This window comes from Desulfosporosinus sp. Sb-LF, assembly GCF_004766055.1.
GTDB lineage: Bacteria > Bacillota > Desulfitobacteriia > Desulfitobacteriales > Desulfitobacteriaceae > Desulfosporosinus.
In genome coordinates, this window is sequence record NZ_SPQR01000007.1 from 163163 (window position 1) to 177842 (window position 14680).

9 protein-coding genes and 1 tRNA gene are annotated in these 14680 nt (G+C 41.0%); 8 read left to right on the forward strand and 2 right to left on the reverse strand.

All coding sequences use genetic code 11. The annotated features are described in order from the left end of the window. Positions 1-5: 5 nt before the first annotated feature. The 3 genes from iadA to E4K68_RS12430 all read left to right on the forward strand — a co-directional run bounded on the left by iadA (position 6) and on the right by E4K68_RS12430 (position 6379). Positions 6-1178 carry a beta-aspartyl-peptidase gene (gene iadA, locus E4K68_RS12420; protein WP_135379254.1) on the forward strand — a complete coding sequence of 391 codons (1173 nt, stop codon included), beginning with the start codon at positions 6-8 and terminating at the stop codon, positions 1176-1178. A gap of 180 nt (positions 1179-1358) precedes the next feature. After that, complete coding sequence (locus E4K68_RS12425; RefSeq protein WP_135379255.1) at positions 1359-1985, forward strand: TetR/AcrR family transcriptional regulator; 627 nt, start codon at positions 1359-1361, stop codon at positions 1983-1985. 47 nt (positions 1986-2032) lie between these two features. After that, positions 2033-6379: a 2-hydroxyacyl-CoA dehydratase gene (locus E4K68_RS12430; protein WP_135379256.1), complete on the forward strand. Its 4347-nt coding sequence runs from the start codon at positions 2033-2035 to the stop codon at positions 6377-6379. Positions 6380-6561: 182 nt separating this feature from the next. On the opposite strand, the gene E4K68_RS12435 is transcribed toward E4K68_RS12430, so the two are convergent. Both E4K68_RS12435 and E4K68_RS12440 read right to left on the reverse strand, forming a co-directional pair. Then, positions 6562-7521, reverse strand: a complete 960-nt coding sequence (locus tag E4K68_RS12435) for a bile acid:sodium symporter (RefSeq protein WP_135379257.1) — start codon at positions 7519-7521, stop codon at positions 6562-6564. 109 nt (positions 7522-7630) lie between these two features. After that, positions 7631-7704, reverse strand: a tRNA-Trp gene (locus E4K68_RS12440). A 213-nt stretch (positions 7705-7917) separates the two neighbouring features. Between E4K68_RS12440 and E4K68_RS12445 the strand changes: the two genes are divergently transcribed. The 5 genes from E4K68_RS12445 (at position 7918) to E4K68_RS12465 (ending at position 14676) form a co-directional block, all read left to right on the forward strand. Next, positions 7918-8745 carry a PHP domain-containing protein gene (locus E4K68_RS12445; protein WP_135379258.1) on the forward strand — a complete coding sequence of 276 codons (828 nt, stop codon included), beginning with the start codon at positions 7918-7920 and terminating at the stop codon, positions 8743-8745. 70 nt (positions 8746-8815) lie between these two features. Continuing rightward, positions 8816-9796 (forward strand): potassium channel protein, encoded by a 981-nt coding sequence (locus tag E4K68_RS12450; RefSeq protein ID WP_243450356.1) that lies wholly within the window; start codon positions 8816-8818, stop codon positions 9794-9796. Between the two features lie 89 nt (positions 9797-9885). Beyond that, positions 9886-10776, forward strand: coding sequence for a BON domain-containing protein (locus tag E4K68_RS12455; RefSeq protein WP_135379260.1), 891 nt, complete (start codon positions 9886-9888; stop codon positions 10774-10776). Positions 10777-11028: 252 nt separating this feature from the next. Beyond that, a complete protein-coding gene (locus E4K68_RS12460; protein WP_135379261.1) occupies positions 11029-11988 on the forward strand; it encodes a metal-dependent hydrolase in 960 nt (319 codons plus the stop codon). Between the two features lie 111 nt (positions 11989-12099). Next, positions 12100-14676, forward strand: a complete 2577-nt coding sequence (locus E4K68_RS12465) for a DNA translocase FtsK (protein WP_199241760.1) — start codon at positions 12100-12102, stop codon at positions 14674-14676. Positions 14677-14680 lie beyond the last annotated feature (4 nt).

A 14680-nucleotide genomic window follows, 5' to 3' on the forward strand; every position in this document is an offset into this window, starting at 1 on the left:
TCAAAGTGTGGAAACTCATTAAAAATGCAAAACTTTATACTCCTGAACTGATTGAGGATACGGACGTTCTAATTGTTGGCAAGTGTATAGCGGCTATAGGAAAGAAATTGCTCTTTCCCGACTTTGTGAAAGGAGATGTGATTGATCTTCAAGGCAAAACAATGGTCCCAGGGTTTATCGATGCTCATGTGCATATATGCGGAGGAGGGGGAGAAGCAGGCCCGTCATCGCGTACTCCAGAAATTCAACTTTCCCAATTAACTCGAGGGGGAACGACGACGGTTGTTGGCTGTTTAGGGACCGATTCCGTATCCCGTTCTATGTCAGAACTTCTCGTTAAGGCTCAAGCACTTGAAGATGAGGGAATTTCGTCGTTTGTCTATAGTGGTGCCTACCAGGTACCGACTAGGACTCTGTTACCGACATTACAACAGGACTTGGTGTTGATCAAAAAAGTCATAGGTGCAGGAGAAATCGCGATATCGGATCATCGTTCGGCCCAACCTCAAATAGCGGAACTTGAGCATTTAGCTGCTGAGGCTCGAGTAGGAGGGATGCTTGGAGGAAAAGCTGGGGTGGTTCATCTCCATCTTGGAGAGGGAAAGCAAGGATTGCAACCCATTTGGACGATTCTTGATCAAACCGAGATTCCCATTACGCAATTTATGCCTACTCACATTAACCGCACGCATTCTCTCCTGGAACAAGGGATTCAATTTCTAATCGCAGGTGGATGTATTGACCTTACTGCTGGATGTGACGATTTTCCTGCGGAACTGCAGGTACCTGCTGTCTTGCATTTGTTACACGAACGTCAAATCCTTAATGATCGGGTCACCGTGACTTCTGATGGGAATGGAAGTATGCCCCAATACAACGAAGCTGGCGTGCTTGTTGGCATGGGCGTCGGTTCGGTAGAGGTTCTGTGGCGTGATGTTAGAGAGTCAGTGTTACGCTTTGGACTTCCCATGGAGGTTGCTTTGCGAACAATTACCTCTAATGTGGCAAATGTACTTCACTTAGAACACAAAGGTATGATTCGTGTCGGTTATGATGCAGATCTAGTGGTCCTGGATGAAGATTTACAGGTCCAGGATGTCTGGGCAATGGGGATTCATATGGTAGACAATAAAGAAACACGGGTTTGGGGGACCTACGAAAAACACCGCGGGCCATAAAATACTTCTTATGAGGTATATATAGACTTTAGAAAGCAAAAAGAGCTATTTGCGATCATTTCGCAAAACAGCTCTTTTTATGATTTTTCTGAATATGTTTAAATACAACTATTAATAAACAAATTCAGGTAACGGTTCCTTACTTTTGGATTGAAGTTGTTCGGAGAGAATGATAAACTGATGTTAGTAGAAACTAACATCATTTTCGCAAGTAGGGAGAATAAAGCTGTGTTTTTAAATACAGAAGATAAAATCTTAAATGCCTCCATAGTTCTTTTCTCTCAAAAAGGATATAACGCAGTGACAACTAAAGAAATTGCTAAAGAAGCTGGCGTAAGCGAAATGACACTTTTTAGGCATTTCGAAAGCAAGCATAATTTATTTGAAAAGGCATTTGATAAATTCGTATTTTCTCCTGAATTTAGAGCTTTATTTGAAGGATTAGAATGGGATTTAGAAAAAGATTTAACGAAAATATGTTCCTCTTATCAAGATACATTATATAAAAATCAAAAGATTATTTTAATGCATTTAAAGAATGATGAATTGAACCCACAATTTGATGCGACATTGTTTAAGTTTCCTAATGAGTTGAAGAGACTATTGTCTCGCTATTTCGAAAAAATGAGGGATAGAGGGGTCATACAGGAAAATCCTGAAGCATTGGCCACCACTTTTTTAACGACAAACTTCGGTTTATTTATTACCTTTTTGATTATGAATAAGCTAACCTTTGACACAGATATCCAAGTATGTATTTCAAGTTTTGTTAAAATTTTCGCAAAAGGAATAACCTGTTCTATGTAGTTTCGCAATTATCAATTCACAAATGTTATACATAGTGGAGGAATAAAATGAGTAGTGTTTTAAATATTGGCTTGGATGTTGGTTCTACAACCGTAAAAATAGTAGTCCTGGATGCTGGTGAAAATATTGTTTATAAAAAATATCTTAGGCATTTTTCTAATATAAGAAGTACTGTCGTTACAATACTTGATGATGCCAAAGCGATGTTACACGGACACTTATTGACCCTGATGGTGACTGGATCGGGGGGGTACAATATTTCCCAGAAGCTTGAGGTCCCATTTATTCAAGAAGTGATAGCATGTACGAACGCAATTAAAAGTGTCATTCCTAATACGGATGCTGCTATAGAACTTGGAGGCGAGGATGCCAAAATAACCTATTTTGGAGAATCCGTTGAACAGCGAATGAATGGAACCTGTGCCGGAGGTACAGGGGCGTTTATTGATCAAATGGCCTCATTATTACAAACCGATGCTCCGGGATTAAATGATCTTGCCAAAAACTATCATACAATTTACCCCATTGCATCTAGGTGCGGGGTATTTGCTAAGACCGATGTACAGCCCTTGTTAAATGAAGGAGCGGCCAGAGAGGATATTGCTGTGTCCGTCTTACAGGCCGTAGTCAATCAAACGATTAGTGGCCTGGCCCAGGGCCGTCCAATTATTGGAAATGTCGCGTTTTTAGGCGGTCCGCTCCATTTTATGTCAGAGCTAAGAGGGCGTTTTATTGAAACCCTTAATCTGCAAAACAAGAATGTAATCTTTCCTAACGATTCACAATTTTTTGTAGCGATCGGAGCCGCACTTTCTTCTCGAGGTAAGATGCCTTTCACATTCGAGTGTTTATCCGGAAAAACGCCCATGATTCATAAGATTAATAATGTCGAGAGTGAAAAGCTGGAAATTTTATTCGCCAATGATGAGGAGTATATCGAGTTTAATGAGCGACATTCCTCACATAAGGTCAAGCGTATAGAACTAGACAGTTACGAAGGAAATGCCTATCTCGGGATTGATGCAGGGTCGACGACCACCAAGATTGCGCTTGTGGATGAAATGGGGAGCTTATTATATTCGCACTATGGCAGTAATATGGGGAATCCCCTAGAATCGACTATAGATGCTTTAAAAAGTTTGTATGCAAAACTAAATGACAAAACATCCATTGTTAACTCAGCTGTTACCGGCTATGGGGAGCATCTTATAAAAGCTGCCCTGAAAGTGGATATCGGAGAAATTGAAACGGTAGCTCATTATACAGCTGCGAATTTCTTCCTGCCGGGTGTTGATTTTGTCTTAGATATTGGTGGGCAAGACATGAAAAGCTTAGTGATACGGGATGGGGTCATTGATTCAATCACTTTGAATGAAGCATGTTCTTCTGGATGTGGATCCTTTGTAGAAACCTTTGCAAATTCTCTAAACCTGGATGTCGAAGAATTTTCCAGATTAAGCCAGGAGTCAAGACATCCTGTCGATCTTGGGACTCGTTGCACGGTATTTATGAACTCTAAAGTAAAACAGGCACAGAAAGAAGGAGCTGAGATTAGTGATATTTCCGCGGGAATATCCATTTCAGTCATTAAGAATGCTCTTTATAAAGTGATTCGCTTGAGAAATGCTGAGGACCTTGGTAAGAAAATCGTCGTCCAGGGGGGGACTTTTCATAATGATGCTGTCCTTCGGGCTTTTGAGAAAATAACAAAACAAGAAGTGGTTCGTCCGGATATAGCAGGCATCATGGGTGCTTTTGGTGTTGCTTTGATTGCTAGAGATCGTTATGAATTTGGGAATCAATCTAACCTCGTACAAGGTAATGATTTGTTGGATTTCAAAACAGAGACATCGACAAAACGTTGTGGATTATGTGGGAACAATTGCTTAGTCAGTATCAAACGGTTCTCGGGTGGGAGTGAGTATATTTCAGGAAACCGTTGCGAAAGAGGCGCTGGAAAAGACGTCGTAAAAAGAGAAATACCCAATCTCTATGAATATAAGTATAAAAGAGTTTTCAGCTACAAGCCCTTAACAAAAGAAAAGGCGTGGAGAGGGACGATCGGAATTCCTCGCGTTTTAAATATCTATGAGGACTACCCCTTTTGGTTTACGTTTTTTACGGAACTGGGTTATCAAGTTATTATTTCTGGCCGATCATCTAAACAAATTTATGAGCTGGGAATGGATACAATTCCTTCTGATTCTGCCTGTTACCCGGCTAAACTTGTACACGGACACATGATTGACTTAATGAATAAGGGGGTAAGGAAATTATTCTATCCCTGCATTCCTTATGCCCGACCAGAGGATCCAAAGGCAGATAACCATTACAATTGCCCCATTGTGACATCTTACCCAGAGACCATCAATGCGAACATGGATAACCTTAGGGAACCTGGTGTTACGTTTTATCACCCTTTCTTACCACTGGATATGCCAAGTAGAATGGTTAAACGATTGTCTGAAGAGTTAGCACCTGAAAAAATACCAAAGCGTGAGCTTGCTAGCGCTCTGAAGAAGGCTTATGCAGAACAAGACAGGTATAAGGAAGAGGTACGAATAAAAGGAGAAGAAACCCTGCTCTATATCCGGGAAAAAAATCTAAAGGGAATTGTTCTCGCAGGCAGACCTTATCACATTGATCCAGAAATTAATCATGGAATACCAGAGATGATCGGTTCCTATGGATTCGCAATTTTGTCCGAAGATTCTATTCAGCATCTCGGTGAGGTTGAGAGACCTTTGAGGGTTGTAGATCAGTGGGTATATCATTCAAGAGAGTACACTGCGGCTAGCTATGTAGCGGAACAAAGAGATTTAGAGTTAATTCAACTGAATTCGTTTGGATGTGGACTTGATGCAGTAACCACTGACCAAATTAAAGAAATTCTTGAAGCCTTTGGAAAAATATATACGGTGCTGAAAATTGATGAGATTAACAACTTAGGTGCCGCAAGAATTCGTTTACGGTCCATGATCGCGGCTATCATTGAGCGAGATAAGAGAAATTTTATTCCCAAGAAGATTTATAATAAGCCACAGAAAGTTTTATTTACCAAAGAAATGAAGAAAACACATACTATTTTAGCGCCACAGATGTCACCGATTCATTTCCAGTTTTTTAAGACAGGATTTGAGAATGCGGGGTACACGATCGAATTTTTGCCCTCCGTTGATAAGTCCGCGATTGACGAAGGGCTAAGGTATGTGCATAACGATGCTTGTTACCCGGCTATTATCGTCGTAGGCCAGTTAATGAAAGCGTTGGGATCTGGTAAGTATGACTTGAACAACACTTCGGTGATTATTTCCCAAACTGGGGGTGGATGCCGAGCGACAAACTATATCGCGTTTATCAGAAAGGCGTTAAAAGACGCTAACCTGGAACAGGTCCCTGTCATTGCGTTAAATACAGGAAATTCTTCTAATTTGGAAAATAATCCAGGCTTTAAACTCACACTACCGATGTTCAATCAGTTAATGATGGGGTTAATGTACGGAGATCTCTTGATGAGGGTTCTTTATAGAGTTCGTCCGTACGAGAAATCTCCAGGTTCTGCCAATCACTTGTATGATTATTGGGTCCTGCGTTGCCAAGAATCCTTAAAGAAAGGAAATAAAAAGGATTACATCGTGAATATTCGTCAAATCGTTAAGGATTTTGATAATCTGGAACTATTTGAAGATGTGGTTAAGCCGAGGGTTGGGGTCGTGGGAGAAATACTCGTTAAATTCCATCCTACCGCTAATAATAACATTGTGGATCTGTTGGAGGCGGAAGGATCTGAAGCTGTCGTTCCTGATCTTGCTGACTTTCTCTTATACAGCGCTTTTGATAACCGCATTAAATATGAACAACTATCGGGTAGTTTTTGGGGCATGGTGTCCGGCATTCTTTCAATTAACAGAATAGAATCCTATCGTAAAGAAATGAAAAGAGCCTTGGAAGCTAGCAAACGGTTCGAAGCCCCAAAGCCCATAGAAGAGATCGCTAAGTATGCGGAAAAACACCTGTCCCTCTCAAATCAGTCTGGAGAGGGGTGGTTTCTGACCGGAGAGATGGTCGAGTTAATTCGCAGTGGTGTTAATAACATTGTGTGTTTACAACCCTTCGCCTGCTTACCAAATCATATCACGGGTAAAGGCATGTTCAGAGAAATTAGGAGATCCTACCCTCAAGCAAATATAGCGCCCATTGACTATGATCCAGGGGCAAGTGAAGTCAATCAGTTAAATCGAATAAAACTCATGCTTTCGGTAGCTTTAGAAAATCTACAAAACAAGGAAGCAGAACCCAGAACTGCCTTAGTGAAGGTAGAGAGTGCTTTAGGGGATAGTAAACTAGCAATGATGAATTTAGACACTAAGTTGCGACAATGTAATTTGGATTAATAAAAAGGGTTGTAACTAAACTGTTATCCAGTTTGTTGCAACCCTTTTTATCCGAGAATTTCATAAAAATTCGAGAATTATTTGCTACTTTGCAGGTGTGTATAATCCTCTTTTTTGAGACACACACTGCCACCTTGAGAAAATCTCAAGTTTTGCTACGACCCGTTTCGTTAATAGTTGAATTAAAGACCGATCTCAGGTCTAGATAGCTTAAGTAAGTAAAACACTAATGTAGCAGTTGGCTGTTGAAAGAGCATAGCTAACGTCACAGGAACCGATACTTGAGGAGGAAAATATCCGATGGCTAAGACTGCCCCAAAACTAATATTTCGCATACCAACATTATAAATCATCGCTATGACGGTATCTGAATTCCGTTCCCTTAAGATTAATGAACCAACGTATCCTAAAGAATAACCTAAAACGGTTAAGAGAAGGATGACAGAAAGAAGTTTAATTAAGGAGGGATTCCAATGAATTTCCGGTGCCACAATGCTAGCATTAATGGCTACAACCATAAATAAAGCGATTTTCGAGGTAAATCCTCCCACAGAACGTGAAAAAAGATCGAGTTTTCCTCGCGTAAGGTCATTGATTCCCATCCCTAGGAAACTTGGAATGGTCACCATCCACAAAAGCTGAAAAAGCATATGGACATAATCAAGTTCAATAGTTTTCCCTACGATGAAGGCAAAATAAGAGGGCATGATGAATGGAACAATTAAGGTATCTAAGGTAACCGCGACAAGTGCCAGTGCTACATTTCCTCCTGCCAAGGAAGTCCAGATAATTGAAGTGACGGCAATAGGAATAGAAGCACTGACCAGCAGACCCAAGCGAACAAAGAAGTCTTGGGGATAAAAAATAGCCCCTATTGCCCAGGCCAGCAGTGGAGCAATGCCATGAATTAATAATAACATCCATAAGGGGACCCAAGGCTTTGAGAGAACTTGAAGAAAATCACGAAACTTGGTCCCAAGGGCGGTAATGAACGTCATATAGGCGAATAATGCCACTGAAAGTGTACTCAAAATAGGCGTTTTTGGTAAGGGTAAGCAAAATCCCAAGAGTAGCGCTAATAAAACGACGAAAAACATACGGCGCCCAAGAAAATGATTCCATTTTATAAAACGATCCGTCATTAAATATCCTCCATTGAAACAAAAAGGATGTAAACCCAAAAAATTAAAAAGAGCTTCACCGCTTTAATAAAAACGAATGAAACTCTATTAATCAAAGCCAAAATACTTCTGGCAGGGGATGCAGGAGTTGAACCCGCGCCAGCGGTTTTGGAGACCGCTGTTCTACCATTAAACTAATCCCCTACTGTTTCTGCAACGAAACGAATTATACCTTATAAAGAGACATGTGTCAATGAATATTTTAAAGAACCTAGAATAATTAGTAAACCGGTTAGGCAAGCAGGATTTTTAAATAAAAGCCAGAATAGGCATACTATAGTGTTACCTTTTCGTGGGATTTAACGAGTTATAATAGAGTAAATCATTCAGGAAATGCAAATGGGAGGAGAGAGATTCTTGAAGGTCGATCTACACGTTCATACACATGAATCCGATGGTTTGCTTTCAGTTGAAGAGGTCGTAAATCTTGCGCGGGCCAATAATGTTCAAATCTTGGCGATTACTGACCATGAAAGTACCGAAGCAATTGCTAAAGCTGAAATTCTTGCCAAAGGATTAAATATTGAGATTATCCCTGGGGTGGAATTACTAACCAGCTATCGGGGCCATGAGGTTCATCTTCTGGGGTATTTCAACAATGTCAATCATCCTGTTTTACAAGCTCGTTTGAAAGAGATACGTCAACAGCGAACCGCATTGGCACATGAGATGGTTGGGTGTTTAAAACGAGGTGGAATTCCTTTAGAATGGCAAGAAGTTGCACAAGAAGTCGGTGCAGGCGGGGCCGTCACGAAGGGACATATCATGAGAGCCATATATCATCGGGTAAACGGGAACAGTTCAAAAAATTGGCGAGAAATTGCAGCTTATTTTCGGCCAGGGGGTGTCGCTTATTTACCTTATCTAAAACATACGTTTGAAGACGCGGTCGATCTTATTTTTGGCTGTGGTGGGCTTCCAGTAGTAGCACATCCAGGACTACTTTACGATACTAAGATGATTTTCCCCCTTTTAGCGTACCGGCCTATTGGTCTTGAAGTCTATTATGGCTATTGGGAAAGCCAGGCAACTCTTATTAAGTACTATGCGCAAATCGCCGACAAATTTGCCATTTTAGCCACGGGTGGTAGTGATTACCATGGACCTTCTGGGCTGATTCAATTGGGTCAGATGGATGTCCCTCTTGAAGGTACCCGTAAGTTACAGGCCTATTTATCCATGTAGATTACCTGTTATTTACGGTCAAAAGGCAGAAAGGAGCCACTCAGTGGTTAAGCGGATGAGGCTTGCGTTTATGGCTCTACTTGTAACACTTACTGTTGGGATAGTGGGGTTAATATTAACGGAACATCTTAGTTTAGCTCGTGCAATTTATTTAACCGTGCAGACGATTACGACAGTTGGATATGGAGATGTTGAGGCTCACACAAATGCTGGGCATATACTTTTGGTTTTTCTAATGCTTGGCGGAGTTGGAGTAATGTTCTATTTTGCGGGGTTAATGATGTCCTTTTTGATTGAGGGTCAGATGGCGGGTGTGTATGGGAGAAGAAAGATGAATAAGAAGATTGACCAACTTAAAGATCATATTATTGTTTGTGGAGCAGGACGTGTGGGCAAGCAAGTTCTTTATCGCCTCCGTAAAGAGGGTGCCCAGTGTGTGGTGATTGAGCAAAATGACGACTTAGCAAGGCAGTTAATTGAAGAGGGCTTTTTGGTGATCCATAGTGATGCTACCCAAGATGAAACCTTGAAAAGAGCCTATATTTATAAGGCTAAAGGACTTATCTCTGCTTTACCAGAGGATTCTTTAAATGTTTTCGTAACCTTAACGGCTAAGGGGCTAAATCCTGGTATTCATGTGGTTGCTCGGATGGATCAGTTAGAATCTGAAAAAAAGTTATTGCGTGCAGGAGCGGACAAAGTAATTTCTCCGGCCACCTTGGGGGGGTGGCGAATGGCAATGTCTATTCTAAAGCCTATTAGCGTGGATTATATTGAAACCGTAATTCATGATCACAATATTGAGATGGAAATGGTAGAATTAAGGGTTGACCAAGGTTCTTGCCTGGTTGGACAGACATTGTCAACAAGTGGTATTAAACGACAAACTGGAGCAATGGTTCTTGCGATTTTACGGGATAACCAGGTGATTAGTAACCCTGGTGCTGATGAGAAAATTTTCCAGGGGGATCTTTTAATCGTTTTGGGCTTGAGAGAGCAGTTACATCGCTTAGAAGATGTTGCAGCGAACATAACACAATTGCAATCTTGATTTAAAATATTAAGATTAAAAGAAGAGGTCTTGGGATAAAATACCCTCTGAGTGAGAGTAGTAACAGTTTTCATTGTGGAGGGAGATTTATGCATAATTCACGTTCTGAACAAGACGTCCTTCGGGATATCAAAAAGCTTATTCATACACATTTCGGGGAAAGTGCTCAGGGACTTCATGTAGAGGTCAAAGGGGATCGTGCTACACTTTGGGGAACGGTTGACAGTCTTGTAGAGAAAGATTTTTTTGGAAGCCGAGTGGGGCGCATAGACGGAGTGCGGGAATTGGATAATTCACTAACAGTGGCTAATGACGGGACTATCAGAGATAAAGACATTGAGAAAGGAATTGCTGAACGTTTTCAAGGATCAAATTATGAAGATATTACGCATTTAGGTTGTCGAGTAAGTCGTGGGGTTGCCACCCTGCTTGGGCATGTTGAGACCCAGAGTACAGAACGATTGGCAAAACGGTTAGCTTCTCAAGTCCGCGGGGTAAAAGAGGTTCGTAGTGAAATTCAGTTCTTGGAAAAGGCTGTTGATGACGCAACCTTGGTTAATCGGGTAGAAAATGCCTTGGTCGCCTCTCCGTGGGTTAATGCTCAAGAAATTAAAACTGAGGCTCGAAATGGCCTGATTACGTTAACTGGATTAGTTGATACTCAGGAAGCTATGGAATGGGCTGTAGAAACAGCTTACCAGGTGCCGGGAGTAAAAGCCGTGGTTAGTGAGGTTTTTTCTAGACACCGCTCTCAAGGAGACGATTTGTGGTTAACGGAAAGGTTGGTCTCCAAGCTTGGACAACATCGTTTAAATTCCGGACAGATACGCGCTTTTGTCCAGGATGGCATTGCGTTCCTGACAGGTGAAGTGTATACCGAAGAAGATCGAGAATGGGCTGAGAAAATAATTCAATATATCCCGGAAATTCATGATGTTAATAATTCAATAAAAGTAGCTGCACATTCAAGTAAAGGTTAAATTCTCAAAAGGAGACTTAACGCCAAAAACTTATAGTTAATGCTATAAGTTTTTGGCGTTTATATCTCTAATATTTAAACTTCTACATAACAAAGTAATTTTAGAAATAATAACAGGGAATGGAAATTTAGGGAATATTAATCTGTTAGTTTCTCTGTAGCCATTATGATATAATGAAAACAACGCAGATTTCACAATAAAAGTGTTTATGGAGCATAAAAATGCAATTTTTGATTGTAGAGGTGAGCTAAAATCGATCCGATAACACATGGTTTAATTGGAGTTGCATTGAGTACCCTTTCAGGTCACTCTATCCAATTGAATGATCCTGTATTTTTGGGTTGCACTTTAGGTGCAATGCTCCCTGATCTAGATATTATTGCTCATGTAAAGGGTCGCCTGTATTATTTATTAAAACATCGGGGAGCTAGTCACTCTTTTATTGCGTTAACTGGCATGGCTCTGGGGCTAGGCACAGCTTTGTATTTACTTTTTCCTAACAGCTCATGGACGACTGTTTTCTTTTTTACCCTGCTGGGAACCATCTCCCATGGCATTATGGATTTATTAAATTCCTATGGCGCAGAACTTTTATGGCCTTTTTCACGCAAAAAAATTACAGTTGATATGATTATGCTTACTGATCCTGTGGTTCTAAGCTTTTTGCTTATGTCTTTTTTAATTTCAATAAAGAATCAAGATTTAGCGAAGACTTCTTCTCTTATTGCTTTGCTGTTTAGCGCGTTATATTTGGGATATCGTCATTTAGGCCGCACGAAAACACGTGATCGCTTAATGTCGATTTATCATCTGAAAGATAGGGATCAAGTCAAAGTCCTTCCGGCAATGTATCATCCATTTACTTGGAACTTTATTCTTTTTCAAGAGGACTTTGTGAGTTTTGGTATTATCCGAAACCAAATATCCTCGGTCTGCCGTGTCTTACCTCAATTTAATGGAGATAACCCTGCAGTTTCAAATGCTCTCGAAGGAAACCTCGCCGAGATATTTAGCCAATTTACACCTTATTATCATGTGATTATCCATTCTTCAGGAAATGATGAATGTAACGTAGAATTTTTGGATTTGCGATATTGGACTAAAGGAGATTTCCTATATACGGGTAACGTATTTCTTAACGCAGACGGAGAAATATCACAGGAAATATTCCACCCTTTACCTAATCAAGCGGGTGTGCTATTAAGCTGTTAAATCACCCCCCCCTTACCGAACGAGGTTAGTGGGGGTTAAGTTCAAAAAAACCTTTTGACATTTTCCTAGCTCATCAACCATAATGGGTAAGAAGCATGGAGGTGGAAAGGTGTGTCGAAAAGGGAAAAAGCTCCAAGTTCTTTTTGGCTTAAATTAATCAGCGTGTTATTATCGTTATATTTTTTAACTGGTTTACTCGGTTTATTGGGATTTTCAGTTGGAAAACCAATTTATTCAATCTTTACAGCATTTATGGGGAAAAGCCTAGCTTGGGTAGGTCTGTTGTTAGGGTTGTTCTTGGCCTTTCTACTCTGGTTTTATTCTACGGATTTGACATCCATCGTGTTTGAAAGTTCTGGTAAGCCATCGTCTCGAGAGAACTCGAGGCCCAGAAATCGTAGAAAAAAACAGCCTAATCAAAAAAGTTTGGATGAAATGAAGAAATCAAACTTCAGGGATGACTCAGTTTCCAATGTTTTTCCTCTCCCAGAGGGGAAACTTGTAAACCTTCACGGTTTTAATCAATATTTTACTACGCCCGAATGGGTAGAAATGAAAGATACTGATGTTCGCAAAATAGAAGAAATGGAAGAACTAGGGAAAAATTTTACTTCTTATTTTGCCACTGGAGAATCAATTTTCCCTAAGAAACTTCGCAAAATGACGACTTTAAAAGGTCTCCAAGATTATATGGAGGAAGTAGATAAAGAAGAACGATTAGAACGAGTGCCCCAAAGTCAAGAAGGCGTTAGGCGTACTGAGATTTCGAAAATCTCTCTGGAAAAACCTACCCTAGTTTCTTCGGTCTTTAAATCTCAATCGGATCAGGATGAATTTCTAGCTCAATTTAAAGTAGATGGTAATCCCTTGGATCAGGATATGTTGGACTTAGTAGGGGATTTAAGGAAAGATACCAGAACGATTGATGAGGCTGAGAAAATTGCTCAAGTTGTTGAGGGTTCAGTTTCAAAGAACGGGCTAGAAGAAAAAATAATATCTATTCTAATGCCAGAAATCAAGAAGGAAACTATTCTTGAGATGAATTCTGAAATAATTTCTGACATAATTTCTGAGCTAAATTCAAGTGTCGAATTGATGAATGAACCAGAGTTAGCGAACTTGAAGAATGAGCAGTTGGAGACGGCTTGTACATCACTGGAGTTACAGGAGTCTGAAATTCCTGAGGTCGTAGCCACAGCGCCAAAACCCAACTATGCGGGGCAAGTGGCTCAGTTGGTGGATCAGATAAAGAAAGAGCAACCGGAGGACCATTGGAAGTTCCCAGGCTTTGATTTATTGGATTCTGAGGTACAGCATCTCGTAGTTCAGGATACAGAAACTCCTAAACTTCTAGAAAAAGTTCTTCTGGATTTTGGAGTAAAAGCTAAAGTGATAAGAGTAACAAGTGGCCCAGTCATTACTCGTTATGAGTTAGCGCCAGCACCTGGTGTCAAAATTAGCAAGATCGTTAATCTGTCGGATGATATCGCACTCGGACTTGCTGCTCGAGATGTGCGGATTGAAGCTCCGATCCCTGGAAAAGCCGCTATCGGTATTGAAGTTCCGAATAAACACGCGCGCTCTGTGCGATTTCGAGAAGTGCTGGAAACAACGAGCTTCGGAAAATATGCTTCAAAACTAAAAGTTGCTTTGGGAAAAGATATCGCGGATCAACCTATCATAGCAGATTTGATTAAAATGCCTCATCTCCTTGTGGCAGGAGCTACCGGGTCGGGGAAAAGTGTCTGCATTACGACGATCATTAATTCCATTCTCTACAATGCAACCCCAGATGAAGTGAAGTTCCTGCTTGTGGATCCCAAAATGGTGGAGCTTAGTCATTATAACGGAATTCCTCACCTTTTGGCTCCTGTTGTGGTCGATCCAAAGAAAGCAGCGAGCGCTTTAAAATGGATTGTCAAAGAAATGGAAAATCGGTATGAACTCTTCGCGGCTGCGGGGGTTCGAGATATCGAGCGTTATAATAAATTTAAGGCTGTGGAAATCACAGGCGATAAGCCGGCTTTGCCCTTCATTGTCGTAGTTATCGATGAGCTGGCTGATTTAATGATGGTTGCAGCCGGAGAAGTTGAAGAAGCCATTTGTCGCTTAGCTCAAATGGCTCGCGCAGCGGGGATTCACTTGGTGATTGCGACTCAACGTCCCTCGGTTGATATTATTACAGGGGTGATTAAGGCCAATATACCCAGCCGGATTTCCTTTGCAGTTTCGTCTCAAATCGATTCACGAACCATTCTGGATGCAACAGGCGCGGAGAAACTTCTTGGACGAGGAGACATGCTTTATTCCCCTCTAGGAGTGAATAAAGCGTTACGTGTACAAGGCTGTCTAGTAACGGATGAAGAAGTGCAACGAGTAATTACACATTGGAAGGGATTAGGTAGGCCTGATTATCTCGATCCGGAGCGACTTTTTGCAGAGACAACCGACAAGAATGAAGAGACTAATGGATTGGATGATGCCTTATTTATTGATGCAGGACAGCTTTTCATCAGGACGGGTATGGCATCGGTATCCTTCCTTCAACGCCGGTTAAAATTAGGATATACTAGGGCGGCACGGTTAATGGATATGCTCGAAGGGCAAGGAGTTGTCGGAGCGTACGAAGGGAGTAAGCCGCGGCAGGTGCTCTTAACGTCAGAGGAGTTTAAGGAACGTTTTGAATAAACTA

What these genes read in the sequence shown, in the direction of transcription:
- E4K68_RS12425 (WP_135379255.1), top strand. Translation starts at nt 1,359, where the DNA reads ATGTTAGTAGAAACTAACATCATTTTCGCAAGTAGGGAGAATAAAGCT.
- E4K68_RS12430 (WP_135379256.1), top strand. Translation starts at nt 2,033, where the DNA reads ATGAGTAGTGTTTTAAATATTGGCTTGGATGTTGGTTCTACAACCGTA.
- E4K68_RS12435 (WP_135379257.1), bottom strand. Translation starts at nt 7,521, where the DNA reads ATGACGGATCGTTTTATAAAATGGAATCATTTTCTTGGGCGCCGTATG.
- E4K68_RS12450 (WP_243450356.1), top strand. Translation starts at nt 8,816, where the DNA reads ATGGCTCTACTTGTAACACTTACTGTTGGGATAGTGGGGTTAATATTA.
- E4K68_RS12455 (WP_135379260.1), top strand. Translation starts at nt 9,886, where the DNA reads ATGCATAATTCACGTTCTGAACAAGACGTCCTTCGGGATATCAAAAAG.